Consider the following 24379-nt stretch of genomic DNA (forward strand, 5'->3'; position numbering starts at 1 on the left):
CTAAGGCACCGGCCCGCTCCTCAACCGCTCCGCAAACGCTTCGCGTGCTCCTGGAGTGACCGTACGCCGATGTCGCCGCGGACGATCGCCTGGATGCCCTGTACGGCCGCGGCGAGCCCCTGGACGGTGGTGATGCAGGGGATGGCGCGCAGCACCGCGGCGGTGCGGATCTCGTAGCCGTCCAGGCGCGGTCCCGCCTGGCCGGGACTGCCGAAGGGGGTGTTGACGATGAGGTCCACCTCCCCGTCCAGGATGCGCCGGACGATGGTCTGCTCGCCTTCGGGGCCCGTCCCCTCGCTGTGCTTGCGCACGATCTTGGCATGGACGCCGTTGCGGCGCAGCACTTCGGCGGTGCCCTCGGTGGCGAGGATCTCGAAGCCGAGGTCGGCGAGCGCCTTGACCGGGAAGATCATGGCGCGTTTGTCGCGGTTGGCCACCGAGACGAACGCCCGTCCCTTGGTGGGCAGCGAGCCGTACGCGGCGGCCTGCGACTTGGCGTAGGCGGTGCCGAAGAACTCGTCGATGCCCATCACCTCGCCGGTGGAGCGCATCTCGGGGCTGAGCACGATGTCCACGCCGCGGAAGCGGTTGAACGGCAGCACGGCCTCCTTGACCGCGATGGGCGCGTCCAGCGGCATGGTGCCGCCGTCGCCGGTCGGGGGCAGCAGGCCCTCGGCGCGCAGCTCGGCCACCGTGGCGCCCATCATCACCCTGGCCGCCGCCTTGGCCAGCGGCACCGCCGTGGCCTTGGAGACGAACGGGACGGTGCGGCTCGCGCGGGGGTTGGCCTCCAGCACGTACAGGATGTTGGCGGACATGGCGTACTGCACGTTGAGCAGGCCGCGCACGCCCACTCCTCGGGCGATCGCCTCGGTGGCGGCGCGGATGCGCTTGATGTCGTAGCCACCCAGCGTCATCGGCGGCAGCGAGCACGCCGAGTCGCCGGAGTGGATTCCGGCCTCCTCGATGTGCTCCATCACGCCGCCGAGGTAGAGCTCCTCGCCGTCGAACAGGGCGTCGACGTCGATCTCCACGGCCTCGTCGAGGAACTTGTCCACCAGCACCGGATGGTCGCTCGCCGCGCCGGCCTTGGCCATGTAGGAGGTCAGGGTGTCGTCGTCGTAGACGATGGCCATGCCGGCGCCGCCCAGCACGTAGGAGGGTCGCACCAGCACCGGGTAGCCGATCTCCGCGGCGATGGCCAGCGCCTCCTCCTCCGTCACCGCGACGCCGTGCTTGGGCGCGGGCAGGCCCGCCTCGGCCAGCACCCTGCCGAACGCACCGCGCTCCTCGGCGAGGTGGATCGACTCGGGCGAGGTGCCGACGATCGGGACTCCGGCGTCCTTGAGCGCCTGGGCCAGGCCGAGCGGGGTCTGGCCGCCGAGCTGGACGATGACGCCCACCACGGGACCGGTCTGCTGCTCGGCGTGGACGACCTCCAGGACGTCCTCCAGGGTGAGCGGCTCGAAGTAGAGGCGATCGGAGGTGTCGTAGTCGGTGGAGACCGTCTCGGGGTTGCAGTTGACCATGACGGTCTCGTATCCGGCCGACGACAGCTCGAAGGAGGCGTGTACGCACGCGTAGTCGAACTCGATGCCCTGGCCGATCCTGTTGGGTCCCGAGCCGAGGATGAGGACCTTGGGACGCTCCCCGTAGGGGACCTCGGTCTCCTCGTCGTAGGTGGAGTACAGGTAGGGGGTCTGCGCGGCGAACTCGGCGGCGCAGGTGTCGACGGTGTTGTAGACCGGGCGGACGCCGAGCGCGTGGCGCAGGTCGCGCACCCGCGGCTCGGTCATGTCGCACAGCTCGGCGATCTGCGCGTCGCTGAACCCGTACCGCTTGGCCCCGGTCAGCACCTCGGCGGTGAGCTGTGGCGCCTCGCGCAGCTCGGCGGCCATCGCGTCGATCGCGAAGAGCTGGTCGAGGAACCAGGGGTCGACGGAGGTCGCCTCCGACAGCTCCTCGATCGTGGCTCCGGCGCGGATGGCCTGCTGCATGGTGAACAGGCGCCCGTCGTGCGGAACGCGGCAGGCGGCCAGGAGCTCGTCCTTGGGGCCGGGCTCCCCCGCCCAGGTGAAGGAGGCGCCCTTCTTCTCCAGCGAGCGCAGCGCCTTCTGCAGGGCCTCTGGGAAGGACCTGCCGATCGCCATCGCCTCGCCCACCGACTTCATGTGGGTGGTGAGGGTCCGATCGGCGCCGGCGAACTTCTCGAACGCGAACCTCGGCACCTTGACCACGACGTAGTCGAGCGAGGGCTCGAACGACGCGGGGGTCTCCTTCGTGATGTCGTTGGGAATCTCGTCCAGGGTGTAGCCGATGGCGAGCTTGGCGGCGATCTTCGCGATCGGGAAGCCGGTGGCCTTGGACGCGAGCGCCGAGGAGCGCGAGACGCGAGGGTTCATCTCGATGACGACCATGCGGCCGGTGCGCGGGTCGACGGCGAACTGGATGTTGCAGCCGCCGGTGTCGACGCCGACCTCGCGGATGACCGCGATGGCCACGTCGCGCATGTTCTGGTACTCGCGGTCGGTCAGCGTGAGCGCGGGGGCGACGGTGACGCTGTCGCCGGTGTGCACGCCCATCGGGTCGATGTTCTCGATCGAGCAGACGATCACCACGTTGTCGGCCCGGTCGCGCATGACCTCCAGCTCGTACTCCTTCCAGCCGAGGATGGACTCCTCAAGGAGCACCTCGGTGGTCGGCGAGGCGTCGAGGCCCGCCCCGGCGATGCGGCGCAGCTCCTCCTCGTCGTGGGCGAAGCCGGAACCCACCCCGCCCATGGTGAAGGAGGGACGCACCACCAGCGGGTAGCCCAGCTCGTGCGCGGCGGCCAGGCACTCGTTCATGGTGTGGCAGACGAACGAGCGCGCCGACTCGGCGTTGAGGCCGCGCTCGGCGGCGACCTTGGCCACGATGCCCTTGAAAAGCTCGCGGTTCTCGCCCGCCTGGATGGCGTCGACGTCGGCGCCGATCAGCTCGACGTCGTAGCGGTCCAGGATCCCGGCCTCGTACAGGGAGATCGCGGCGTTCAGCGCGGTCTGCCCGCCCAGGGTGGGCAGCAGCGCGTCGGGCCGCTCCTTCGCGATGATCTTCTCGACGATGTCGGGGGTGATGGGCTCGACGTAGGTGGCGTCGGCGAACTCGGGGTCGGTCATGATCGTCGCCGGGTTGCTGTTGACGAGGATCACGCGGAAGCCCTCGGCGCGCAGCACTCGGCAGGCCTGGGTGCCCGAATAGTCGAACTCGCAGGCCTGGCCGATCACGATCGGCCCTGAGCCGATCACCATGATCGACTGGATGTCCGTACGCTTAGGCACCCTTGCTTCCCTCCGTGCTCATGGTCGCGCCCGGCTCCTCGCCGGCTCCGCGGACGACTCGTCCCTCGCCGGCCACTCCGCCCGCTCGTCCCCTCAACCGCTCCGTGCTCATGGTCGCGCCCGGCTCCTCGCCGGCTCCGCGGACGACTCGTCCCTCGCCGGCCACTCCGCCCGCCATCAACGCGCAGAAGTCGTCGAACAGGCCGGCCGAGTCGTGCGGGCCCGCCGCGGCCTCGGGGTGGTACTGGACGCTGAACGCCGGGCGGTCAAGCAGCCGCAGCCCCTCGACGCAGTCGTCGTTGAGGTTGACGTGGCTGACCTCCGCCGGTCCGTACGGCGTGTCGAACACGCCCTCCAGCGGTGCGCGTACCGCGAAGCCGTGGTTGTGCGCGGAGATCTCCACCTTGCCGGTGCCCCGGTGCTGCACCGGCTGGTTGACGCCCCGGTGGCCGTAGCGCAGCTTGTAGGTGCCCAGCCCGAGCGCCCGTCCGAAGAGCTGGTTGCCGAAGCAGATGCCGAAGAACGGCACGCCCGCGTCGAGGACGCCGCGAAGCGCCTCGACCGGGCCGTCGGCGGTGGCGGGGTCGCCGGGACCGTTGGAGAAGAACACCCCGTCGGGGCCGATCGCGAGGATCTCCTCGGCGGTGACGGAGGCGGGCAGCACGTGCACCTCGCAGCCGCGCTCGGCCATCCGGTGCGGCGTCATCGCCTTGATACCGAGGTCGACGGCGGCCACGGTGAACCGTTTGGGACCGATCGCGGGCACGACGTACGGCTTCGAGGTGGAGACCTCGCCCGCCAGGTCGGCGCCCTCCATCGCGGGGCTGCCCAGCACCCGCTCCAGCAGCTCCTCGACCGGCGCCAGGGCCTTGCCGGAGAAGACCCCGGCCCGCATCGCCCCCCGCTCCCGCAGGTGGCGGGTGAGGGCGCGGGTGCCGGTGATGGCGATGCCGACGACGCCCTGCTCCTTGAGGTAGTCGTCCAGGGAACGGTTGGAGCGCCAGTTGGAGGCCACCCGGGCGGGCTCACGGACCACGTATCCGGCCACCCACACCCTCGACGACTCCGGGTCCTCGTCGTTGACCCCGGTGTTCCCGATGTGGGGCGCGGTCATCGCGACGATCTGGCGGTGGTACGACGGGTCGGTCAGCGTCTCCTGGTAGCCGGTCATCCCGGTGTTGAAGACCATCTCGCCGAAGGTCTCGCCCTCGGCGCCGTAGGGGGTCCCGTGGAAGACGCGCCCGTCTTCCAGGACTAGCACTGCGGTCACTCACACACCCCGATCATCTCGGTTACAGCTCCGCGAAGTATGAAATATCCGGCACGTTGGGTCGCCGCCCCGCCGCCGGACGGGACACCCTCGTGTCCCCGGGAGTAACCCCCACGCCTCGGCGAGGGAGGGGAGAAGCCGTCCGGGGCGGCGCCCGCGACGGTCCGGGCTCGGCGGACGAGGACCCTCACGTGAGCTTTCCGTCCAGGACGGTCGGCCTGCCGCGCAGGAGGGTCGCCACGACACGGCCCGGCAGGGTGAGGCCCTCGTAGGGCGTGTTACGACTTTTTGAAGCGTAGCCCCCGGGGTCGACCGCGGCGCGCACCGAAGGGTCGTAGAGGGTGATGTTGGCCGGGGCCCCGACCTCGATCGGCCGCCCCTGGCCCTGGAGCCTGCCGATCCTGGCGGGGGCGACGGACATGCGCTCGGCGACACCCGCCCAGTCGAGCAGACCCGTGTCCACCATCGCCTCCTGAACCACCGCCAGCGCCGTCTCCAGGCCGATCATGCCCATCGCCGCGGCGGCCCACTCGGTCTCCTTGTCCTCGACCGGGTGCGGGGCGTGGTCGGTGGCCACGCAGTCGATCGTGCCGTCGGCCAGGGCCTCGCGCAGCGCCTCGACGTCCTCGCGCGTGCGCAGCGGCGGGTTCACCTTGTAGATCGGGTTGTAGGAGCCGACCGGGGAGTCCTCGACGAGATCGTCGGTGAGGAGCAGGTGGTGCGGGGTCACCTCGGCGGTGACGTCCCAGCCCTTGGACTTGGCCCAGCGGATGATCTCCACGGAACCGGCCGTGGAGACGTGGCAGATGTGCAGGCGCGAGCCGACATGGGCGGCGAGCAGGCAGTCGCGGGCGATGATCGCCTCCTCGGCGACCGCGGGCCACCCGGTGAGGCCGAGCCGCCCCGAGACCGCGCCCTCGTTCATCTGCGCGCCCGCGGTCAGGCGCGGCTCCTGGGCGTGCTGGGCGACGACGCCGTCGAACGCCTTGACGTACTCCAGGGCGCGGCGCATGAGCACCGCGTCGGAGACGCACTTGCCGTCGTCGGAGAAGACCCTGACCCGCGCGGTGGAGTCGGCCATCGCGCCGAGCTCGGCGAGGCGCTCGCCGCCCAGGCCGACGGTGACGGCGCCGACGGGGTGCACGTCGCAGTGGCCCGCCTCCTGGCCCAGGCGCCAGACCTGCTCGACGACGCCCGCCGTGTCGGCGACCGGCTCGGTGTTGGCCATGGCGTGCACGGCGGTGTAGCCGCCGAGGGCGGCTGCGCGGGTGCCGGTGTCGACGGTCTCCGCGTCCTCGCGGCCCGGCTCGCGCAGGTGGGTGTGCAGGTCGACCAGGCCGGGCAGGGCGATCAGCCCTTCGGCCTCCACGACCTCGCCACCGGACAACCCCTGGCCGATCTCCACCAGCAGGCCGTCGCGGACCAGGATGTCGACCGGCTCGCCGCCGAGGATCCTGGCGCCCCTGATGACGATGCCGTCACGCGTGGCCCCGATGCGGTCGTTCATCAGATCTCTCCTCGGAGGTCGGCGCCGCCAAGCAGCAGGTACAGGACGGCCATGCGTGCGGTCACACCGTTGGCGACCTGCTCGACGATCGTCGAGCGCGGCGAGTCGGCCACCTCGGCCGCGATCTCCATGCCCCGGTTCATCGGGCCCGGGTGCATCACGATGGCGTGCTCGGGCATCTTGGCGACACGGTCGCGGTCGAGCCCGTAGCGGCGGCTGTACTCCCGCTCGGTGGGGAAGAACGCCGCGTTCATGCGCTCGCGCTGCACGCGCAGCATCATCACCACGTCGGACTTGGGCAGCACCGCGTCGAGGTCGTAGGAGACCTCGCACGGCCAGGAGCCGACCTGGACCGGGAACAGGGTCGGCGGGGCGACCAGGGTCACCTCGGCGCCGAGCGTGGCCAGCAGCAGCACGTTGGAGCGGGCCACCCGGCTGTGCAGCACGTCGCCGACGATGGTGACCCTCCTGCCGTCCAGCGGGCCCAGGCGGCGGCGCATGGTGAAGGCGTCGAGCAGGGCCTGGGTGGGGTGCTCGTGGGTGCCGTCGCCGGCGTTGACGACGCTGCCGCGCACCCAGCCGGCCAGCCGGTGCGGCGCGCCCGAGGCGCCGTGGCGGATGACGACGGCGTCGGCCCCCATCGCCTCCAGAGTGAGCGCGGTGTCCTTGAGCGACTCGCCCTTGGAGACGCTGGAGCCCTTGGCGGAGAAGTTGATGACGTCGGCCGACAGTCGCTTGGCCGCGGCCTCGAAGGAGATCCTGGTCCGGGTGGAGTCCTCGAAGAAGAGGTTCACCACCGTGCGTCCCCGCAGGGTGGGGAGCTTCTTGATGGAACGTTCCGAGATCTTCGCCAGCTCGTCGGCGGTGTCCAGGATGAGCAGGGCGTCGTCGCGGGTCAGGTCGGCCGCGGAGATCAGGTGGCGCTTCACCCCTCGTCCCCCTTCAGCAGCAGGACCGCGTCGCTGCCGTCGTTCTCCTCCAGGTAGACCTTCACGCTCTCGGACTTCGACGTCGGCAGGTTCTTGCCCACGTAGTCGGGTCGGATGGGCAGCTCGCGATGACCCCGGTCGACCAGGGCGGCGAGCTGCACGGCCTGCGGGCGGCCCAGGTCGTTGAGCGCGTCGAGTGCGGCGCGGACGGTGCGGCCCGAGTAGAGGACGTCGTCGACGAGGACGACCACCCTGCCGTCGATGCCGTCGGCGGGCAGCTCGGTGCGGCCGAGCGCGCGGGCGGGACGCAGCCGGAGGTCGTCGCGGTACATCGTGACGTCGAGGGAGCCCACGGGGACCGAGCGGCCCTCGAACTGCTTGATGTGGGCGGCCAGGCGGCGGGCCAGGTGGACGCCGCGGGTGGGAATGCCCAGCAGGACGACGTTCTCGCCGCCCTTGGTCCGCTCAAGGATCTCGTGGGAGATGCGGATGAGTGCCCGGTTGATGTCGGGCTGTTCAAGGACGGCGCGGGCGCCGCCCTGCGCGTGCGGTAGCGCACGCGAAATGGCCTCTGCCAAGGAGGAACACCACCTTTCCCGCCTCACGGGACGGGTCTTAAAGGAAGTCAACGACCTCAAGGTACCAGCTCGGTGACGGTTCGCCCGAACAGGGGTCCGCTTCGCGAACAGCGCGGGTCCGGCTCGACAATCTTCTCAAAAGTGAATAAATATCACGATCTTCGCTGACTTCCCCTTGGTCTTCCGGGTATGCGCTTTACATCCGCACCAAGGCGAAGCATGACGATCACCTCCCGGACGCGGCCGTCCCGGCGTGCCCGCCACCGGCCACCCCCGTCAACCAGCCGCTAAGGAAGAGAAATGACCTTTCACGTCGACTCCGAGGTCGGCCGGCTCCACCAGGTCCTGCTGCACAGGCCGGAACTCGCCCTGAAACGGCTCACGCCGTCGAACAAGGACGACTTCCTCTTCGACGACGTGCTGTGGGTCCAGCGCGCCGTGGAGGAGCACGAGGAGTGGCAGAGGCTTCTGGTCGACCAGGGCGTCACCGTCCACATGCTCTCCGACCTGCTCCACGAGACGGTCGAGATCCCCGAGGCGCGCAAGCACATCCTGGACGGCATCGCCGACGAGCGTTACTTCGGCCCGATGGCCGTCGACGCCATCCGCAACGCGCTCGACTCGATGGACTCCGTCACGCTCAAGCGCTATCTCACCGGGGGCATCACCAAGCGCGAACTGGTGGAGCTGGGCACCGATCCCAAGAGCCTCGCCTTCCACACGCTCAGGCCGGACGACTTCGTCCTGCCCCCGCTGCCCAATCACCTGTTCACCCGCGACACCTCCTGCTGGATCTACGACGGCGTCTCGATCAACGCGATGAGAAAGAAGGCACGCCGCCGCGAGACCCTCAACATGGAGGCGATCTACCGCTACCACCCGACCTTCGCGTCCGGCTACGACCGTCCGGAGGAGGGCGGCTACAACGTCTGGATGCCGGGCACCCCCGCGGCTCCCGCCACCATCGAGGGCGGTGACGTGCTCGTCATCGGCCGGGGCGCGGTGCTGGTGGGGATCAGCGAGCGTACGCAGCCCCAGGCGGTCGAGATGCTCGCGCGAAGCCTGTTCAGGCGAGGTGCCGCGACGAAAATCGTCGCGCTGGACATGCCGAAGGCACGGGCCTTCATGCACCTGGACACGGTCATGACCAACGTGGACGTCGGCGTCTTCACCAAGTTCGCGGGACTGGGCATGCTGCCCTCCTACACGGTCGAACCCGGCGACAACGAGAAGGAACTCAAGATCACTGACCATCCTCCCGAGGACATGCACCGGGCCATCGCGCGGGCGATCGGGCTGGACGACATCAAGGTCCTCAGCGCGACGCAGGACGTCTACTCCTCCGAGCGGGAGCAGTGGGACGACGGCTGCAACGTGCTCGCTTTGCGTCCCGGCGTGGTGGTGGCCTACGAGCGCAACACCACCACCAACAACCACCTGCGCGAGAACGGGATCGAGGTCATCACGATCCGGGGCAGCGAACTCGGCCGGGGCCGGGGCGGCCCGCGCTGCATGAGCTGCCCGCTCGAACGCGAGGGCATCTGACCCTCCCCCGCGGGAAGCCGGGACGGCGCTCGCGGGCCCGCGACCGGCACGCGGGCACGCCGCAGGCCGCCGTCTCCGACGGGCGGGACCGTCGCACCGGGTGTTCCCCGGAGGGCGCGTCGTTCAAGATCATACGCCCGTCACCGCCCCCCGCGACGCCGCTGCCGCAAACCATCCATAAGATGCGGGAATCAGGCGAAAGCACCGAAAAAACCGGAGTTTCCGTCATGTCGGGTAGGACAAGTGCGGCGTTTGAGGCGGACCCCACCGGATCGGATTCGACATCTTTTTTCCAATCAGCTTGACCTTAGGCGCCCACAGCTTTACCGTCACTGTCCGTAACCACACCTCGTGGCGTTATCGGGTGAACCCTGACGCACCGGTCACCAAAGGTGCCAGCCTCAGGCATCAACCCGGTGAACGGGGCATAAGTTGCGAGGTAGCACAATCAAGTTGAGAGCACTACATAACAGAGCCGGGGGGCCACACCATGCCGTCTGAGTACGCCAAGTCACTGGGTGCAAGACTCCGCGCCATTCGCACCCAGCAGGGCCTGTCCCTGCACGGAGTCGAAGAGAAGTCCCGGGGACGCTGGAAGGCGGTCGTCGTGGGCTCCTACGAGCGTGGCGACCGTGCCGTCACCGTGCAGAAGCTTGCCGAACTGGCTGATTTCTACGGGGTGCCGGTCTCGGAGTTGCTGCCGGGGGGTTCCGCTCCGAGCCCTCTTGGCCCGACACCGAAGCTTGTGATCGACCTTGAGCGTCTCGCCCAGCTCCCCAAGGAGAAGGCGGGCGCGCTCGCCCGTTACGCGGCCACCATCCAGAGCCAGCGTGGCGACTACAACGGCAAGGTGCTGTCCATCCGCCAGGAGGATCTCCGCTCCCTCGCCGTGATTTACGACAAGTCCCCCAGTGAGCTCACCGAGGAGCTCATCGGCTGGGGTGTCCTGGACCCGGAGGCCCGCCGAGCCGTCGAAGCCTTCTGACGACCCCTGACCGGTCGTGGGTGCGCCGCAACCGGCGTACCCACCCCGCAGAGCCCCTCGTTCTCAGCAGAACCTGTCCTTAGTTCCGCCCCGGGCTACAGCCATTGTGGTAGGAAAAGGCAGACACGCATTTAGCGAGGTGTGGTGGACATGGCCAGGGGGGATGATCGGATCGATCACTCTCGATCGACCTCCAAGACCCGTCTCCGCACCGCCCCGGCGCAGCCGGGATCGACCAGGACGCGCGCCTTTCCGCGGCTGCTGACCTCGATCGGCACCACCCGGACCCAGAGCACCCTGAAACTCCTGCCGTTCGTCGTGATGGCCGTGGTGGCCGCGATCGACTTCGGCACCGGCCCCACGTCCGGCCTTCTGCCGCTGCTCGCCCTCGGCCCGGCCTTCGCCAGCGTGGCCTGCGACCTGACCCGCACCACGGTGGTCGGCGTTGTCGCCCTGGCGCTGTGCTTCGCGCTCGGCCTCTACAACGACATCCTCTCGTCCCGCATCAACATCACCCTCATCGCCATCCTCGGCGTCACCGTGGCCGGCGTGCTGGCCAGCGCCGGACGGCTGCGCCACGAACGCCAGCTCGCCGACGTGCGCTCGGTGGCCGAGGCCGCCCAGCGGGTGTTGCTGCGCCCGGTGCCCCGCCGCGCGGGACCGGGCATCGGCGTGGCCGTCTCGTACACCTCCGCCACGGCGGAGGCCAGGATCGGCGGCGACCTGTACGAGGTCGTCACCACCCCGCACGGGGTGAGGATCATCGTGGGAGACGTCCAGGGCAAGGGCCTGGAGGCCGTGGAGACGGCCGCGGTCGCGCTCGGGGCCTTCCGTGAGGCGGCCCACGACGAGAGAACGCTCCAGGGCGTCGTGGGCCGCCTGGAGAACGCCCTGAGCCGCGAGCTGTCCGGCGAGCAGTTCGTGACCGCCGTGCTGGCCGAGATCAGCGGCGATTCCACCATCACCGTCATCAACTGCGGCCACCCGGCGCCCCTGGTGCTCGACGCCGACGGCGGGGTCTGGTTCGCCGACCCTCCGGACGAGGCGCTCCCGCTGGGTATGAGCGCCCTCAAGGCCGTCGAGCCGCGGCCGCACCACATCCCCTTCGAGCCTGGCGATCAGGTCCTCTTCTACACCGACGGGGTCATCGAGGCACGCGACGACGCGGGCGAGTTCTATCCGCTGCTGGAGCGGGCGTACCTGCTGGAGGGCGAGGACCCCCAGGGCTCGCTGGACGCCCTGCGCGCCGACCTGCTCGACCACGTGGGCAGGCCGCTGAGCGACGACGCCGCGATGCTCCTGCTGCGCCACCGCGCCGTCCGCCAGAACTCCACGGCGGCGTGAGGAAGAGCGCCGCGAGGGAACAGCGGCGCGAAAACGGCTTCACGGCGGCGTGAGAGAACACCGGCGCGAGAAAAGCGTGGGAGAACGAGGCACGAGGGAACGACGGCACGAGAACGTCCCCGTACGCCCTGCGTCCGCCGGCGGGACCGGTGGAGGCGGGACGTACGGGGACGGCGCCGATGAGCTCGGGCGGCCGCTCCCGGGTGGGAGGCCGCTCCCGCTCTAACCGGCTAGAGGGATCCGGCCCGGGAGCATGGGCTGGCTCGGGACACCGAGCAGCTTCTCCACGGTGGTGACGAACCGCTCCGCCTCGGAGATGAGCTCCTCGGCGTCTCGCGAGGACACCGTGCGGGTCAGGCCCGCCTCGGCGGCGGCCCGCTTGGCCGCGCTCGTCTCGAAGTAGGGTGCCCACTCGGCCAGGCGGGGCTCGGCCTCGGGCAGCAGCTCCCAGGCGCTGCGCAGCCTGCGCCTGCGACCCTGCATCGGACGGGGACGGGCCGCCAGGACGGCGGCGGCCGCCCTGAGCGCGGCGAGGTGGGCCGCGACGTAACGCGCGGCGGAGGTCCTGGCGGCGGCGGCCTCTTCGAGGCAGTCGCGCGCGTCTGTGAGGTGTGCCCGCACCGTGGGGGACAGCCGGGGCCCACCGGAATCGCCGAGCCGAGGGGTCATAGCGCTTCAGCCTCCTTGGTCGCAAGCGGCTCCGGCGTTTTCGCCGGTGGTATCACATTCGCAGACCCCACCGACAAATCCGCCGGACGACCGGACGAGGAGCTTCCCCTCTCCCCGTCCACCCTGACCTGGTCCGATCGTCTTCGCCGACGACATGGACCCGATCGGCCGCTCTTGGAACACGAGCCGCGAGCCCCGTGTCATCACATCGAACATAAATTCGATCACTAATACTGTCAAGTAAAACGACGAACAAAGGTTCGACCTTCGGGCATCTGGAGCACGCGAAAGGGCCCCGGGAGATCACCGTCTCCCGGGGCCCCTGCTCGCGCCCGGCGAGGGCACGACCGGCGGCTCGCGTTCCGCCGGATCGCCCCTACCGGACGAACCTGCCTCGGACGTGCACCGGCACTCCCGTACCGAGCAGCCCGGGAAGGACCTCCGCCACGTGCATCGGCAGTCGTACGCAACCGTGGGAGGCGGGCGCCAGCGGCACCGACAGCGCGCCGTGGAAGGCGATGCCCCCGTTGAAGAAGATCGGGTTGTAGAGCTGGCCCAGGTAGGACTTGTGCCAGCCGTCCCTGCGCCAGGTGGTCTTGTAGTCGCCGGTCGGCGTGCGCGCGTCACCGCAGAACCGCTGGGTCCTGCCCTCCCAGGTGGCCGTCTCGCAGTAGGCGATCCCGCTGCCGGAGGAGGTGTGGCTGATCAGCTTCACCGTGCCGTTCACGTAGAGGACCATCACCTGCTTGGCGAGGTTGACCTCCACCCGGGTCGGCTTGCCGTTGGGAACGAGCACCTTCGGCGCCAGGGGGGTCTCCAGAGCGTCCCAGGTCCTGCGTGCCACGGTGCTGGTCGGCGAGATGCCGTTCACCTTCTGGAAGGCCCAGATCGCCGTCAGGGTCGCCCCGCCGTAGCGGCCGTCGATCCTGCCCGGGGCGTAGCCGAGCTCGGTCAGCCGGGTCTGGAGCACCTTCACCGCGGCGCCCTTCGCACCGAGCTTGAGCGTTTTGCCGGGCGCGACGAACGAGGACGCGCCCGTCACCCCCGCCGTGACGGCCGGGGAACCCAACGTCCCCGCCGCCGCGGCGCCGGCAGGAAGGGCGACGCCCACGGAAGAGAGGAGCACGGCCCCCGCCGTCATCAGCGCGGCCACTCCCGGCCGCAGTCCAACCCCCATTTTCGATCAACTCCTCACATCACTATGGATCGGGTCAAGGGACCATAGCGCACGGTTTCCCCGTGCAGACAGCCGGTCATGAAACGGCAATCAACGGTCAATCTGTTTAGAGTGGCCGCGTGCCAGAAAAGTTGCATCCGAACATCGAGAAGGTCGCCGCCGTCCTGCGCGAGCACGGCGTCCCCGGCGAGATCGTCATCTTCGCGGAGGCCACCCCCACCGCCGCCACCGCGGCCGCGCAGCTCGGCTGCGAGGTCGGCGCCATCGCCAACAGCCTGGTATTCGACGCCGACGGTGAGCCGCTCCTGGTGCTGACCAGCGGCGCCCACCGCGTCGACACCGACCTGATCGCCAGGACGGCCGGAGCGGAGAAGGTGAAACGCGCCGCCCCCGCCTTCGTGCGGGCGGCCACCGGCCAGGTCATCGGCGGCGTCGCCCCGATCGGCCACCCCGCCCCGGTCAGAACCCTGGTCGACACCTGGCTGGCCAAACACGAGGTCGTCTGGGCCGCGGCCGGCCACCCGCACACCGTCTTCCCAACCTCCTTCGACGAGCTCGTCCGCATCACCGGTGGGGTCCCCGTCGAGGTCGAATAACGGCTTCGCGCGGCTTTTGAAGTCGGTGTCCACGGGCTCGTGCCCCCGACCGGGCCTCCGCGCCCACGGCCCGGCGAGCTCGTACGCGCGACACGACCGGCCCCACACCGAGCGGGCCGCGGGTGAGCACGCCGGTGCTCCGTACGCACGACACGACGCTCGCGACCGCGCCCGGAACCGCACGGCTCCGGGCGCGGTCGCGAGAAGCCGGTCAGGCCCTTCGTGACCGGGTCGGCAGGCGGGTGGGAAAGGCCGGGAAACTCCCTGGTGAGCGCCGGATAACCCTTCCTCGCCACGCGGTGACCCGTGCCACGTCCACCCTGCTAGGGTGCGACGCGTGATCGGACTGCGACGGATCGGCCCCGACGAGTTCACGCTCCGGCTGGACGCGGTCCTCGGCGTCTACACCGAGGCGATGAACCCTCCGGCCGACCAGGTCGCCGGCCGCAGGCTCATCATGGGAAACCACGCCACCCATCCCGCCTTCACCTGCCTGTTCGCCGAGCTCCCCGACGGCACCCCCGTGGGCATCGCCTACGGCTTCCACGGGGTTCCCGGCCAGTGGTGGCACGACGTGGTCAGGCGAGCCCTCGCGGACAAGTACGGAGAGGGCGGCGCCCGCGGCTGGCTGGGCGACGCGCTGGAGCTCGCCGAGATCCACGTCCGCCCCGACTACCAGGGCAAGGGCATCGGCCGGGCGATGATCACGGGGATGTGCGCGGGCCGCCTGGAGCGCACCGCCGTGCTGTCGACCCGCGACCAGCCCACCGCGGCACGCCACCTCTATCGCAGCGTCGGCTTCGTGGACCTGCTCACGCAGTTCGTCTTCCCCGGCGGGCACGAGCGCTACGCGATCCTCGGGACCCCCCTGCCGCTGGGCGGCTGAGCCGCCCCGAAGGATCCGCGGTCTCAGGTCGGCAGCGGGGCGATCTCCGGCGTGTGGTCGAGCGCCTGGAAGACCTCCCGGGTCGCGCTTGAGCGGTTGAAGGTGATGAAGTGGATGCCCGGCGCGCCCTCGTCGAGCAGGGTCTGGCAGAGCTCGGCGGCGTGTTCGATGCCGAGGCTGCGCACCGCGGCCGGGTCGTCGGCGACGGCCGCGAACCTCTCGGCCACCTCCGGCGGGAACGGCGCCCCGGAGAGCTGCTCGGACCTGGCGATGGTGCTCATCTGCGTGACGGGCATGATGCCGGGGATGATCGGCGTGTCACAGCCGGCGGCGGCCACCCGGTCACGCAACCGCAGGTAGTCCTCGGCGCGGAAGAACATCTGGGTGATCGCGTAGTCGGCGCCCGCGCGGCACTTGCGCACGAAGTAGTCGGTGTCGGACTCGATCGAGGCCGATCTGGGGTGCTTGTACGGGAAGGCGGCCACGCCCACGCAGAAGTCGCCGGACTGCCGGATGAGCCGGACCAGCTCCTCGGCGTACAGGACGCCCTCGGGGTGGCGCACCCACTCGCCCGTCACGTCGCCGGGCGGGTCGCCCCGCACGGCGAGGATGTTGCGCACGCCCGCTCCCGCGAAGCGGCCGATCAGATGGCGCAGCTCGCGGAGGGAGTGGTTGACGGCGGTGAAGTGGGCGACCGGGGTGAGCGTGGTCTCGCGGGCGATCCGCTCGACGATGTCGACCGTGCGGTCGCGGGTGCTGCCGCCGGCGCCGTAGGTGACGGACACGAAGGTGGGGTGCAGTGACTCCAGCTCACGGACGGCGCGCCAGAGCTGACGCTCCCCCTCGTCGGTCTTCGGGGGGGAGAACTCGAAGGAGAACGAGCGGGCACCGGCAGCGAGGAGTTCGCGGACGGTGGCGACACGATCAGGGAGGACAGACGCGCGACCCAAAGCCATGGGGTCAAGGATACTTGCCCGGCCGCTCGGCCGCCCGATCAGATCATGTCCGCCGGACGTGGAGCGGACTTGTCACAATTAGCACGTAAACAACCACCCCTCTAGATCGAAATGTCCCCTTGGACCGTTAATCTCATTACCTGACCTCCTCACGCCGTCAAAGCCGGGGATTCCAATTTTCATAGATTGGGTTCCCTGCCTCATCCTCAGTCGCAAGGAACCCGGAGGTGTCGTGCCCCACCACACCGGCTCCACAGGCGTGCCACCTCTCCACCGGGCCGGCGGAGAGGGTCTTGTCCATCATGCGTACGGTGGTCGGGGTGTCATCACCGCCGGTCACGACGCCGGGATGCACGGCGCCGTACCGCGTTTTCCCCCCAGAGCTGAAGCCCAGGGTCTCCACACTGGAGGTATTCGATGATCACTTCTGCAGCCGCGTTGGACATGATCCGGTCCGAGGTGGATCGTTCTCTTCGGCGATTCGTCGAACAACAGCGCCCACAGGTCAGCGCTCCGGAGCTGGCGCCGCTCATCTCGGCGGCCGAGGATTTCCTCGCGGGCGGCAAGCGGCTGCGCCCCGCCTTCTGCTATTGGGGCTGGCACGGTGCGGGCGGGGGTGAGGAGCCCGCCATCTTCTCCGCCGCGGCCTCGCTTGAGCTGCTCCAGGCCAGCGCTCTGGTGCACGACGACGTGATGGACGCCAGCGATCTGCGCCGGGGCATGCCCTCGGCGCACCGCAGGTTCGAGGACCTGCACAGGAAGGCCCGCTGGCACGGTTCGGCCGAACAGTTCGGCGAGGGGGCCGCCATCCTGCTGGGCAACCTGATGCTCATCTGGTCCGGTGAGATGTGGCGCAACAGTGGCCTGCCGGCCGCCTCTCTGGCGGCGGCGCAGAAGGTCCACGACGACATGCGCACCGAGCTGATGTGCGGTCAGTACTTCGACCTGCTGGAGCAGGCGCACGGCGAGGGCACCTTCGAAAGCGCGCTGCGGGTCGCCCTCTTCAAGAGCGGCAAGTATTCCGTGGAGCAGCCGCTCAGGCTCGGCCTGGTGCTGGCGGCCCGGGGCAGGGAGCCCTGGATCGACCGGCTCTGCGAGGAGTACGGGCAGTCGGTGGGCATCGCCTTCCAGCTGCGCGACGACATCCTCGGCGTGTTCGGCGACCCGGACGAGACCGGCAAACCGGCTGGCGACGATCTTCGTGAGGGCAAGCGGACGATGCTCATCGCCCGCACGCTCGCCGTGGCCTCGGAGTCCCAGGCTCAGGTGGTGCGCACCACGCTCGGCGACCCGGACCTGGACGAGACGGGGATCGACCGGCTGCGTCAGATCATCGAGGAGACGGGGGCCCTCGTGGCGTGCGAGGACCTCATCAAGGGGTATCTGGAGAACGCCCTCGGCTCGCTGGAGGGCGCACCGATCCTCCCCGAGGCCCGCGCGGCCCTGGCCGACCTCGCGGTGGCCGCCACCTCCCGGCGGACCTGACCGTACCCGGCACACGACGGAACGGCTCACGACAGGACGGCTCGCGGCGTAGTCGCTCACGACGGAGCGGCTCCCGGCATGCCGCTCACGACGGGGCGGCTCCCGGCAGAGCCGACTCCCGACAGGCGGCGAACAGGACCGGGCCGACGACAGGGCGATCCGCCCGGCCATGGGCACGGTCCCCGCCGGGCGGCGAGCCGCCGGGACGGCGGAAGCCTCAGGCGGGAGCGTCCAGCCTCCGCCTGAACTCCGCCGCCACCGCCTTGGGGTCGTCGGCCTCGGTGATCGCCCGGACGACCACGACCCTGCGCACGCCGTACGACATGACCTCCTCCAGGTTGGCGAGGTCGATGCCGCCGATGCCGAACCATGGCCGGTCGGTCTCCAGGGCCGCGGCGTGCCTGAGCAGGCCGGGGCCCGGGGCGGACCTTCCCGGTTTGGTAGGGGTCGGCCAGATCGGGCCGCAGCAGAAGTAGTCGACTCCGGGCTCGACGGCCGCAGCGGACGCCTCCTCGGGGGCGTGAGTGGAACGCCCGATGAGGATGTCGTCGCCGAGCATGTCGCGCGCGACCCGCACCGGCAGATCATCCTGGCCGAGGTGGAGCACGTCGGGACGGATCGCGTACGCGATGTCGGCCCTGTCGTTCACGGCCAGGAGGGCGCCGTGCCGGTCGCAGGCCTCGCGGAAGACGGCGAGGAGGTCGAGCTCCTCGCGCGCCTCAAGGCCCTTCTCGCGCAGCTGCACGATGTCGACCCCGCCCGCGAGGGCGGCGTCGAGGAAGTCCGCGAGGTCTCCCCGGTCTCGGCGCCCGTCCGTGCAGAGATACAGGCGGGCGTCAGAAACCGAGGGCCTGGGCACGTCTCTTCACCTCGGTGTGGCGGCCCGCCACGATCGCGTCCACCGGTGAGCCCGGCAGCGTGTCGTCGGGAGTGAAAAGCCAGCGAAGGGATTCGACGTCGTCGTATCCGGCGTCCAGGAGCACGGTGAGGGTCCCAGGAAGGCCCTTGATCACGTCTCCGTCGACGAGGAACACGGCGGGGACCTGCGGCTCTCCGCCGCCCCTGCGCACTCCGATGAGCTTACGGTCCTTGAGAAGTTGCTTGGCGCGACCGGCGCTCAGGTTGAGCCTTCTGGCCACCTCGGTCAGGGTGAGCCACTCGCCCACCAACTGGTCGGTTTCCCGGTCGATCTGCGCAACAGAAAGCGTCACGAATCCACCACTACCACATCGAGCCCTTCGCCAAACACCCGGCGGCGAGGTTACGCCACCGTACAATCGCGCAACGCTATCGCAGGGTCGGTGAGGCGATCGACGTCGAGGCGCTGTCCGCCCTCGATGAGGCGGCGCCCCTGGACCAGATCGCGGGGGCGGTTGACCGAGAGCACCGCCGTGAGCCTGTCGTCCTCGGTCACCCAGCAGATCGCCCACCTGGGCTTCCCTTCGGCCGCCGGATCGCCTCTCAGGATGAGCCTGGCACCGTCGTGGTGGCCGGCGTACTGGACCATGTGGCCGAACTGCTCGGACCAGAAATAGGGGACCGGGTCGTAGACCGCGGCGTCGCCGAGGAGTGTGGCCACCGCGACGTCCGGGGCGCCCAGGGCGGTGTCCCAGTGCTCGACGCGCAGGCGGATGCCGTAGCGGCGCGACCACCAGGCGGCGCAGTCGCCCACGGCGACCACGTCGGGCAGCGAGGTGCGCAGGTGCTCGTCGGTGACCACGCCGTTGTCGAGCCTGATGCCGGATCCGGCCAGCCACTCGGTCGCGGGCCGCACGCCCACTCCGGTGACGACCACGTCGGCCTCCACCGCGGAGCCGTCCGCCAGAGTGAGCCCCCCGTGGTCGACGGAGGCGACCATGGTGCCCAGGCGCAGGTCGACGCCCGCCTCGGCGTACCAGGGGGCGGTGTACGCACCGACCTCGCCGAGCGCGGTGGCCAGCGGGGTGCGGGCGGCCTCGACGACGGTCACGGCACAGCCCGCCCTGCGGGCGGCGGTCGCCACCTCGGCGCCGATCCAGCCCGCGCCGATGACGGCGACCCTGACTCCCTCGCCGAGCAGGGAGCGCAGCCGGAGCGCGTCGTCGATGGTGCGCACCACGTGCTGGGGGCCGTCCCCGCGCAGCCTGATCGGGCGGGCACCGGTCGCGACGACCAGGCCGTCGTAGGCGATCTCGCCCTCGGTGGTCTCCACCACACCGGGATGGAGACCCTTGGCCGACACGCCCGCGCGAAAGTCGATCTCAAGCGCGTCGAGGTCGGAGTCGACGACCGTGGAATCGGTCTCGCCGAGCAGCACTCCCTTGGACAGGGGCGGGCGGTCGTAGGGCCGGTGCCGCTCCTCTCCGATCAGGGTGATCCTGCCGCCGAACCCACGGGCTCGTAACGCCTCCACGCTGCGCACACCGGCGAGGCCGGCTCCAACCACCACGACATGATTCACACTTCCCGACGATAAGCGGGAACCCCGTACTCCTACCAACGGTCGTTGATAACGAAAACGGGATTTACCTCACATCTAACGCGCTAAGCGTGTTGCCCCAGCCCTTAGGGTGAGAGGAGAAGACGCGCGGGAGCCCGGAACGCACCGGGCTGAGAGGAGGGCTGCGGACGAGGAAGGACCCCCTGCGAGCTGGTGATGTGCGAGGAGAAGCGCCCCGCACGGCACGGCGAGCGAGGTCCGGAGACGACCGCGAGCGGGCCCTCGACCGCCACGAACCTGATCCGGGTCATGCCGGCGAAGGGAGCGGAGCACGTATGGCGGACCATCTCGACCTCCTCGTCGTGGGCGGCGGCGTGATCGGCCTGTCGGTGGCGTGGCGCGCCGCCGTCCTGGGCCGCAGGGTGGCGGTCGCCGACCCCGCGCCGGCCTCCGGCGCCTCGTACGCGGCGGCGGGCATGCTGGCCCCGGTGAGCGAGGTCACCTACACCGAGGAGCCGCTGCTGCGGCTGGGGCTCGCCTCCCTGAAGCGCTGGCCCGCCTTCGCCGCCGAACTGGCGGACGCGAGCGGGCACGACCTCGACTACCGCACCGACGGCACGCTCGACGTCGCCTTCGGCTCCGACGACCTGGCGGCGCTGGACGACCTCGCCGCCTTCGTCTCCAGGCTGGGGCTGCCCGCCGAGCGGCTCACCGGCCGCGAGTGCCGCCGCCTGGAGCCCATGCTCGCCCCCGCGGTCCGCGGTGGCCTGCTGGCCGGCGGCGACGCCTGGGTGGACCCCAGGAGGGTCACCGCGGCACTCCTTGCGGCCCTGGAGCGCGCGGGCGGCGCCCTGGTACGCGCCCGCGCGGCCGAGCTGATCACCGCCTCGGGAAGGGCCACCGGGGTACGCCTCTCGACCGGCGAGACCGTCGGAGCCGACCTGGTGGTCCTCGCCGCCGGAGCCTGGTCGGGCTCCCTGGAGGGGGTGCCCCCGGAGGCGCTGCCCCCGGTACGGCCGGTCAAGGGCCAGATCATGCGACTGCGCTCCCCCGCGCCGATCCTGCGGCGGTGTGTGCGCGGGGTCGTTCACGGCTCGCACGTCTACCTGGTCCCGCGCGGCGACGGCGAGACGGTCCTCGGCGCCACCCAGGAGGAGATGGGCTTCGACACCCGCGTCACGGCCGGTGGACTGTGGGAGCTGCTGCGCGACGCGCGGGAGCTCGTCCCCGGGGTGACCGAGCTGGAGGTGGCCGAGATGACTGCGGGCATGCGTCCGGGCACCCCGGACAACCTGCCGCTGATCGGCCCCACGATCGTGCCCGGTCTCCACCTGGCCACCGGGCATCACCGGGGCGGGGTCCTGCTCGCGCCGCTCACCGCCGACCTCTGCTCGCAGGAGACGGGCGAGACGGACGCCGGGCTCTCCGCGATCTGCTCGCCGCTCCGCTTCCGTGATCGCGGCGCCCAGGACCGCCACCGGGAGCACCGTTCCCGGGAACTCGATTCCCCAAAACCTCCGCCATGGGAGCACCGCCTCCGGGAGCACACACCGCAGGAGTACAGATGAACGTGACCATCAATGGCGCCGCGCACGAGTTGCCCCCGGGTGCGACCGTCGCGCAGGCCGTACGGCGGCTGACCGAGGTACGGAACGGGGTGGCCGTCGCGGTGAACGACGAGGTCGTCTCGCGCGGCGCCTGGGATTCCACGGCGCTCGTGGAGGCCGACCGCGTCGAGGTGCTCACCGCGGTCCAGGGAGGCTGACCGGTGACGAAGGACGCGAGAGGGATCGACAGGTCTATGACGGACGCCAGGGAGGCCGGCCGGTTGACGACGGACCCGGTGGACGATCTGGTCATCGGCGGCGAGAAGTTCTCCTCCCGCCTCATCATGGGCACCGGGGGCGCCCCGTCCCTGGAGATCCTCGACCAGGCGCTCGCCGCCTCCGGGACCGAGCTGACCACCGTCGCGATGCGGCGGCTCGACCCGTCCGCGCGGGGTTCGGTGCTCGACGTGCTGCGACGGCGCGGCATCAAGGTGCTGCCGAACACCGCGGGTTGCTTCACCTCCGGTGAGGCCGTGCTGACCGCCAGGCTCGCCAGGGAGGCGCTGGAGACCGACTGGGTCAAGCTGGAGGTCATCGCCGACGAGCGCACTCTGCTGCCCGACCCCATCGAGACCTTCGACGCGGCGGAGCGGCTGGTCGCCGACGGGTTCACGGTGCTGCCCTACATCGGCGACGATCCCGTACTGGCACGCAGACTGGAGCAGGTGGGCTGCGCGGCGGTGATGCCGCTGGGTGCGCCGATCGGCTCGGGACTCGGCATCCGCAACCCGCACAACATCGAGCTGATCGTGGAGTTCGCGAGCGTGCCGGTGATCCTGGACGCCGGGATCGGCACGGCCAGCGACGCGGCACTCGCCATGGAGCTCGGCTGCGACGCGGTCCTGCTGGCCACGGCGGTCACCCGGGCACAGCGTCCCGCCCTGATGGCCCAGGCGATGCGCTCGGCCGTCTCCGCAGGCCGGGCCGCGCGTATGGCCGGGCGGATACCCCGGCGTCGCTACGCGGAAGCCTCCTCTCCCTCGATCGACAGGCCGCCGACGGTCCATCGATAGAAAACCACCACGTCTCGGCATCGGTTTGGGATTCGGGGATCCTGCCCGCGCCAAATCGCCCGTAAACTCGGCCACGTGGACACGACGCTTACGGACCCCCTGGTCGGGAAACTCCTCGACGGGCGTTACCGCGTCGAGTCCCGGATCGCCCGGGGCGGAATGGCGACCGTCTATCTGGCCCTGGACGTCCGGCTCGACCGCACGGTCGCCGTCAAGGTGATGCACCGCTCGCTCGCCGAGGACCCCGCCTTCGTGCGTCGCTTCATCGGCGAGGCCAAGTCGGTGGCCAGCCTGTCGCACCCCAACGTGGTGCACGTGTTCGACCAGGGCACCGACGGCGACAACGTCTATCTCTCGATGGAGTACGTGCCGGGCCGGACCCTGCGCGACGTGCTCCGTGCCCGGGGCAGGCTGCCCGCCCGCGAGGCGCTGGAGGTCATGATCCCGGTCCTCGCCGCGCTGGGCGCCGCCCACCAGTCCGGCCTGATCCACCGGGACGTCAAGCCGGAGAACGTGCTGCTCGCCGACGACGGCCGGGTCAAGGTCGTCGACTTCGGCCTGGCCCGCGCGATCGAGGCGAGCAACCAGACGCGCACCGGTGTCATGATCGGCACCATCGGCTACATGTCGCCCGAGCAGGTGACCGCGGGAGGCGCCGACGCCCGCAGCGACGTCTACGCGGCCGGCATCATGCTGTTCGAGCTTCTGACCGGCCGCCAGCCCTACGAGGGCGAGACCCCGATGTCGGTCGCCTACCGGCACGTGCACGACACGGTTCCCGTGCCCTCGGCACTGCTGCCCGGCTCTCCCCCGCTGCTCGACACCCTGGTGGCGAAGGCGACGGCCCGCGATCCCGCGAACCGCCCCGTGGACGCCACCGCGCTGCTCGTCGCCGCCGTCGAGGCCCACCGGATGCTGCCCAAGGAGAGCGGCCCGGTGCCGTCCCTGCCCGTCGGCCCGCCGCACGGCCACGAGATGGCGGCGCCCACGCCCCCCGCCCCGGCCAACCACACGCTGATCCAGCCCCGCGTGGAGTTGCCCACCGGCCCGGCCGACGACCACCACACGACCGCTCCCAAGGCAGGCAGGAGGTCCGGCGCCCGCTGGTTCCTGATCGGGCTCGCCGCGGTCATGGTGATCGCGGTGGGGGTGACCGGCTGGCTGTTCTCGCAGAACACCGCCATCGTGGTGCCCTCCACCCTGGTGGGCAAGAACATCACGGCCGCCACCGGCGAGGCCAAGCAGCGCGGCTTCACCGTCGAGACCGGCAAGGCCGAGCACGACGAGAAGGCCCCGAAGGGGACCGTGCTGCGCACCGAGCCCGTGGCCGGCACCGAGGCCGAGCCGGGGAGCAAGCTGATCCTCATCGCCTCCGCCGGTCCCAAGCGGGTCGCGGTGCCCAATGTGGTGGGGATGACCGAACCGCAGGCCAGGAGCAGGCTGGCCGAGTCCTCACTCCTCGTCGACGATGTCAAGAAGCAGCCCAGCGAGACCGTGCCGCGCGGCCAGGTGATGCGGACCGTCCCCGCCGTGGGAAACCCGGTCAGGGAGAACAGCAAGGTCGACCTGATCGTGAGCGCGGGCCTGCTCATGCCGGACGTGAGGGGCATGCCTCGCGACCAGGCCGATGGGGTGCTGCGCGGGGCGGGGTTCGCTCCCGAGTTCGTCGAGCAGACCGACTCGGCCCAGCCGTGCACCGTCATCGCCCAGGACCCGCAGCCCAAGGCCGAGATCGACAAGGGCGCCGTGGTCCGGCTCACCCTGTCGCAGTGCAGCAGCGAGTGGCGCTGGCCCTGGGAGCGCGACGGCGAGGTCCCGCCCGGGGAGAACGGAGACAACGGCGGCAACGTCGTGGTGATCCCGAACATCGTCTTCAAGGACTACCGGGCGGCGAGAGACGAGCTGCGCGCCGCGGGGGTCACGGTGAAGATGAAGCGCACCCTGGGCAAGGGCCGGGTCCTGGCCCAGATCCCGCCGGGCGGCCAGGCGGTCCCGCCCGGCACCCAGGTCACCATCTGGTACTGACCCCTGTACGGCCCCCGCGAAGGAGGCCGTACGGGCGCAGGTGGACCGGGGGCGTCATCCGTCGCCGGGGC

General features: G+C 70.5%; 21 protein-coding genes. 10 read left to right on the forward strand and 11 right to left on the reverse strand.

Translation table 11 applies throughout. The features are described from left to right. Positions 1-20 precede the first annotated feature (20 nt). The 5 genes from carB to pyrR all read right to left on the reverse strand — a co-directional run bounded on the left by carB (position 21) and on the right by pyrR (position 7601). A complete protein-coding gene (gene carB / locus ABZ664_RS12310) occupies positions 21-3317 on the reverse strand; it encodes a carbamoyl-phosphate synthase large subunit (protein ID WP_362507134.1) in 3297 nt (1098 codons plus the stop codon). Continuing rightward, positions 3310-4587: a glutamine-hydrolyzing carbamoyl-phosphate synthase small subunit gene (carA, locus tag ABZ664_RS12315; protein ID WP_362507137.1), complete on the reverse strand. Its 1278-nt coding sequence runs from the start codon at positions 4585-4587 to the stop codon at positions 3310-3312. The genes carB and carA overlap by 8 nt, the downstream gene beginning before the upstream one ends. 187 nt (positions 4588-4774) lie before the next feature. Beyond that, on the reverse strand, positions 4775-6094 hold the full coding sequence (locus tag ABZ664_RS12320) for a dihydroorotase (RefSeq protein WP_362507139.1): 1320 nt from the start codon (positions 6092-6094) through the stop codon (positions 4775-4777). Further along, complete coding sequence (locus ABZ664_RS12325) at positions 6094-7023, reverse strand: aspartate carbamoyltransferase catalytic subunit (RefSeq protein ID WP_350948037.1); 930 nt, start codon at positions 7021-7023, stop codon at positions 6094-6096. Before ABZ664_RS12325 ends, ABZ664_RS12320 begins: the two co-directional genes overlap by 1 nt. Further along, the gene (gene pyrR / locus ABZ664_RS12330) at positions 7020-7601 is read right to left on the reverse strand and encodes a bifunctional pyr operon transcriptional regulator/uracil phosphoribosyltransferase PyrR (protein ID WP_362507143.1); all 582 of its coding nucleotides are present in this window, start codon (positions 7599-7601) and stop codon (positions 7020-7022) included. The genes ABZ664_RS12325 and pyrR overlap by 4 nt, the downstream gene beginning before the upstream one ends. A 300-nt stretch (positions 7602-7901) precedes the next feature. Between pyrR and ABZ664_RS12335 the strand changes: the two genes are divergently transcribed. From ABZ664_RS12335 to ABZ664_RS12345, 3 genes are all read left to right on the forward strand, one after another. Beyond that, positions 7902-9146: an arginine deiminase gene (locus ABZ664_RS12335; protein WP_362507146.1), complete on the forward strand. Its 1245-nt coding sequence runs from the start codon at positions 7902-7904 to the stop codon at positions 9144-9146. 490 nt (positions 9147-9636) lie between these two features. Further along, entirely contained in the window at positions 9637-10131 is a 495-nt protein-coding gene (locus tag ABZ664_RS12340) for a transcriptional regulator (RefSeq protein WP_350948034.1), read from the forward strand. Between the two features lie 150 nt (positions 10132-10281). After that, the gene (locus ABZ664_RS12345; RefSeq protein ID WP_362507149.1) at positions 10282-11475 is read left to right on the forward strand and encodes a PP2C family protein-serine/threonine phosphatase; all 1194 of its coding nucleotides are present in this window, start codon (positions 10282-10284) and stop codon (positions 11473-11475) included. 222 nt (positions 11476-11697) lie between these two features. On the opposite strand, the gene ABZ664_RS12350 is transcribed toward ABZ664_RS12345, so the two are convergent. Both ABZ664_RS12350 and ABZ664_RS12355 read right to left on the reverse strand, forming a co-directional pair. Next, positions 11698-12144, reverse strand: a complete 447-nt coding sequence (locus ABZ664_RS12350; protein ID WP_362507152.1) for an SAV_6107 family HEPN domain-containing protein — start codon at positions 12142-12144, stop codon at positions 11698-11700. A 376-nt stretch (positions 12145-12520) separates the two neighbouring features. After that, positions 12521-13321 carry a L,D-transpeptidase family protein gene (locus tag ABZ664_RS12355; RefSeq protein ID WP_362507155.1) on the reverse strand — a complete coding sequence of 267 codons (801 nt, stop codon included), beginning with the start codon at positions 13319-13321 and terminating at the stop codon, positions 12521-12523. 119 nt (positions 13322-13440) lie between these two features. On the opposite strand from ABZ664_RS12355, the gene ABZ664_RS12360 reads away from it, so the two are divergent. Continuing rightward, positions 13441-13917 (forward strand): YbaK/EbsC family protein, encoded by a 477-nt coding sequence (locus ABZ664_RS12360; protein ID WP_362507158.1) that lies wholly within the window; start codon positions 13441-13443, stop codon positions 13915-13917. 337 nt (positions 13918-14254) lie between these two features. Continuing rightward, the gene (locus ABZ664_RS12365) at positions 14255-14803 is read left to right on the forward strand and encodes a GNAT family N-acetyltransferase (protein ID WP_362507161.1); all 549 of its coding nucleotides are present in this window, start codon (positions 14255-14257) and stop codon (positions 14801-14803) included. A 23-nt stretch (positions 14804-14826) separates the two neighbouring features. Here the strand turns inward: ABZ664_RS12365 and metF are convergent, their stop codons facing one another. Then, positions 14827-15759, reverse strand: a complete 933-nt coding sequence (gene metF, locus ABZ664_RS12370; RefSeq protein WP_362507164.1) for a methylenetetrahydrofolate reductase [NAD(P)H] — start codon at positions 15757-15759, stop codon at positions 14827-14829. A 417-nt stretch (positions 15760-16176) separates the two neighbouring features. On the opposite strand from metF, the gene ABZ664_RS12375 reads away from it, so the two are divergent. Further along, on the forward strand, positions 16177-17244 hold the full coding sequence (locus ABZ664_RS12375; RefSeq protein WP_362507167.1) for a polyprenyl synthetase family protein: 1068 nt from the start codon (positions 16177-16179) through the stop codon (positions 17242-17244). A 217-nt stretch (positions 17245-17461) separates the two neighbouring features. Here ABZ664_RS12375 and thiE read toward each other — a convergent pair whose 3' ends face one another. From thiE to ABZ664_RS12390, 3 genes are read right to left on the reverse strand one after another with little or no spacing between them, the layout of a single operon-like run. Continuing rightward, a complete protein-coding gene (gene thiE / locus ABZ664_RS12380; RefSeq protein WP_362507170.1) occupies positions 17462-18103 on the reverse strand; it encodes a thiamine phosphate synthase in 642 nt (213 codons plus the stop codon). Further along, on the reverse strand, positions 18081-18455 hold the full coding sequence (locus ABZ664_RS12385; protein ID WP_362507173.1) for an Rv2175c family DNA-binding protein: 375 nt from the start codon (positions 18453-18455) through the stop codon (positions 18081-18083). Before ABZ664_RS12385 ends, thiE begins: the two co-directional genes overlap by 23 nt. A 50-nt stretch (positions 18456-18505) precedes the next feature. Next, a complete protein-coding gene (locus ABZ664_RS12390; RefSeq protein ID WP_362507176.1) occupies positions 18506-19684 on the reverse strand; it encodes an FAD-dependent oxidoreductase in 1179 nt (392 codons plus the stop codon). 314 nt (positions 19685-19998) lie between these two features. Here ABZ664_RS12390 and thiO point away from each other — a divergent pair, with 314 nt between their 5' ends. The 4 genes from thiO (at position 19999) to pknB (ending at position 24308) form a co-directional block, all read left to right on the forward strand. Beyond that, entirely contained in the window at positions 19999-21231 is a 1233-nt protein-coding gene (gene thiO / locus ABZ664_RS12395) for a glycine oxidase ThiO (protein ID WP_362507179.1), read from the forward strand. Beyond that, complete coding sequence (gene thiS, locus ABZ664_RS12400) at positions 21228-21428, forward strand: sulfur carrier protein ThiS (protein WP_362507182.1); 201 nt, start codon at positions 21228-21230, stop codon at positions 21426-21428. Before thiO ends, thiS begins: the two co-directional genes overlap by 4 nt. Before the next feature lie 36 nt (positions 21429-21464). After that, positions 21465-22283, forward strand: coding sequence for a thiazole synthase (locus ABZ664_RS12405; protein WP_362507185.1), 819 nt, complete (start codon positions 21465-21467; stop codon positions 22281-22283). Positions 22284-22358: 75 nt separating this feature from the next. Further along, positions 22359-24308, forward strand: coding sequence for a Stk1 family PASTA domain-containing Ser/Thr kinase (gene pknB / locus ABZ664_RS12410; protein ID WP_362507188.1), 1950 nt, complete (start codon positions 22359-22361; stop codon positions 24306-24308). Positions 24309-24379: the final 71 nt, after the last annotated feature.

Source organism: Streptosporangium sp. NPDC006930 (assembly GCF_040635605.1).
Taxonomy (GTDB): Bacteria; Actinomycetota; Actinomycetes; order Streptosporangiales; family Streptosporangiaceae; genus Streptosporangium.

What these genes read in the sequence shown, in the direction of transcription:
- ABZ664_RS12320 (WP_362507139.1), bottom strand. Translation starts at nt 6,094, where the DNA reads ATGAACGACCGCATCGGGGCCACGCGTGACGGCATCGTCATCAGGGGC.
- ABZ664_RS12335 (WP_362507146.1), top strand. Translation starts at nt 7,902, where the DNA reads ATGACCTTTCACGTCGACTCCGAGGTCGGCCGGCTCCACCAGGTCCTG.
- ABZ664_RS12340 (WP_350948034.1), top strand. Translation starts at nt 9,637, where the DNA reads ATGCCGTCTGAGTACGCCAAGTCACTGGGTGCAAGACTCCGCGCCATT.
- ABZ664_RS12345 (WP_362507149.1), top strand. Translation starts at nt 10,282, where the DNA reads ATGGCCAGGGGGGATGATCGGATCGATCACTCTCGATCGACCTCCAAG.
- ABZ664_RS12350 (WP_362507152.1), bottom strand. Translation starts at nt 12,144, where the DNA reads ATGACCCCTCGGCTCGGCGATTCCGGTGGGCCCCGGCTGTCCCCCACG.
- ABZ664_RS12355 (WP_362507155.1), bottom strand. Translation starts at nt 13,321, where the DNA reads ATGGGGGTTGGACTGCGGCCGGGAGTGGCCGCGCTGATGACGGCGGGG.
- metF (WP_362507164.1), bottom strand. Translation starts at nt 15,759, where the DNA reads ATGGCTTTGGGTCGCGCGTCTGTCCTCCCTGATCGTGTCGCCACCGTC.
- ABZ664_RS12375 (WP_362507167.1), top strand. Translation starts at nt 16,177, where the DNA reads ATGATCACTTCTGCAGCCGCGTTGGACATGATCCGGTCCGAGGTGGAT.
- thiO (WP_362507179.1), top strand. Translation starts at nt 19,999, where the DNA reads ATGGCGGACCATCTCGACCTCCTCGTCGTGGGCGGCGGCGTGATCGGC.
- thiS (WP_362507182.1), top strand. Translation starts at nt 21,228, where the DNA reads ATGAACGTGACCATCAATGGCGCCGCGCACGAGTTGCCCCCGGGTGCG.
- ABZ664_RS12405 (WP_362507185.1), top strand. Translation starts at nt 21,465, where the DNA reads ATGACGGACGCCAGGGAGGCCGGCCGGTTGACGACGGACCCGGTGGAC.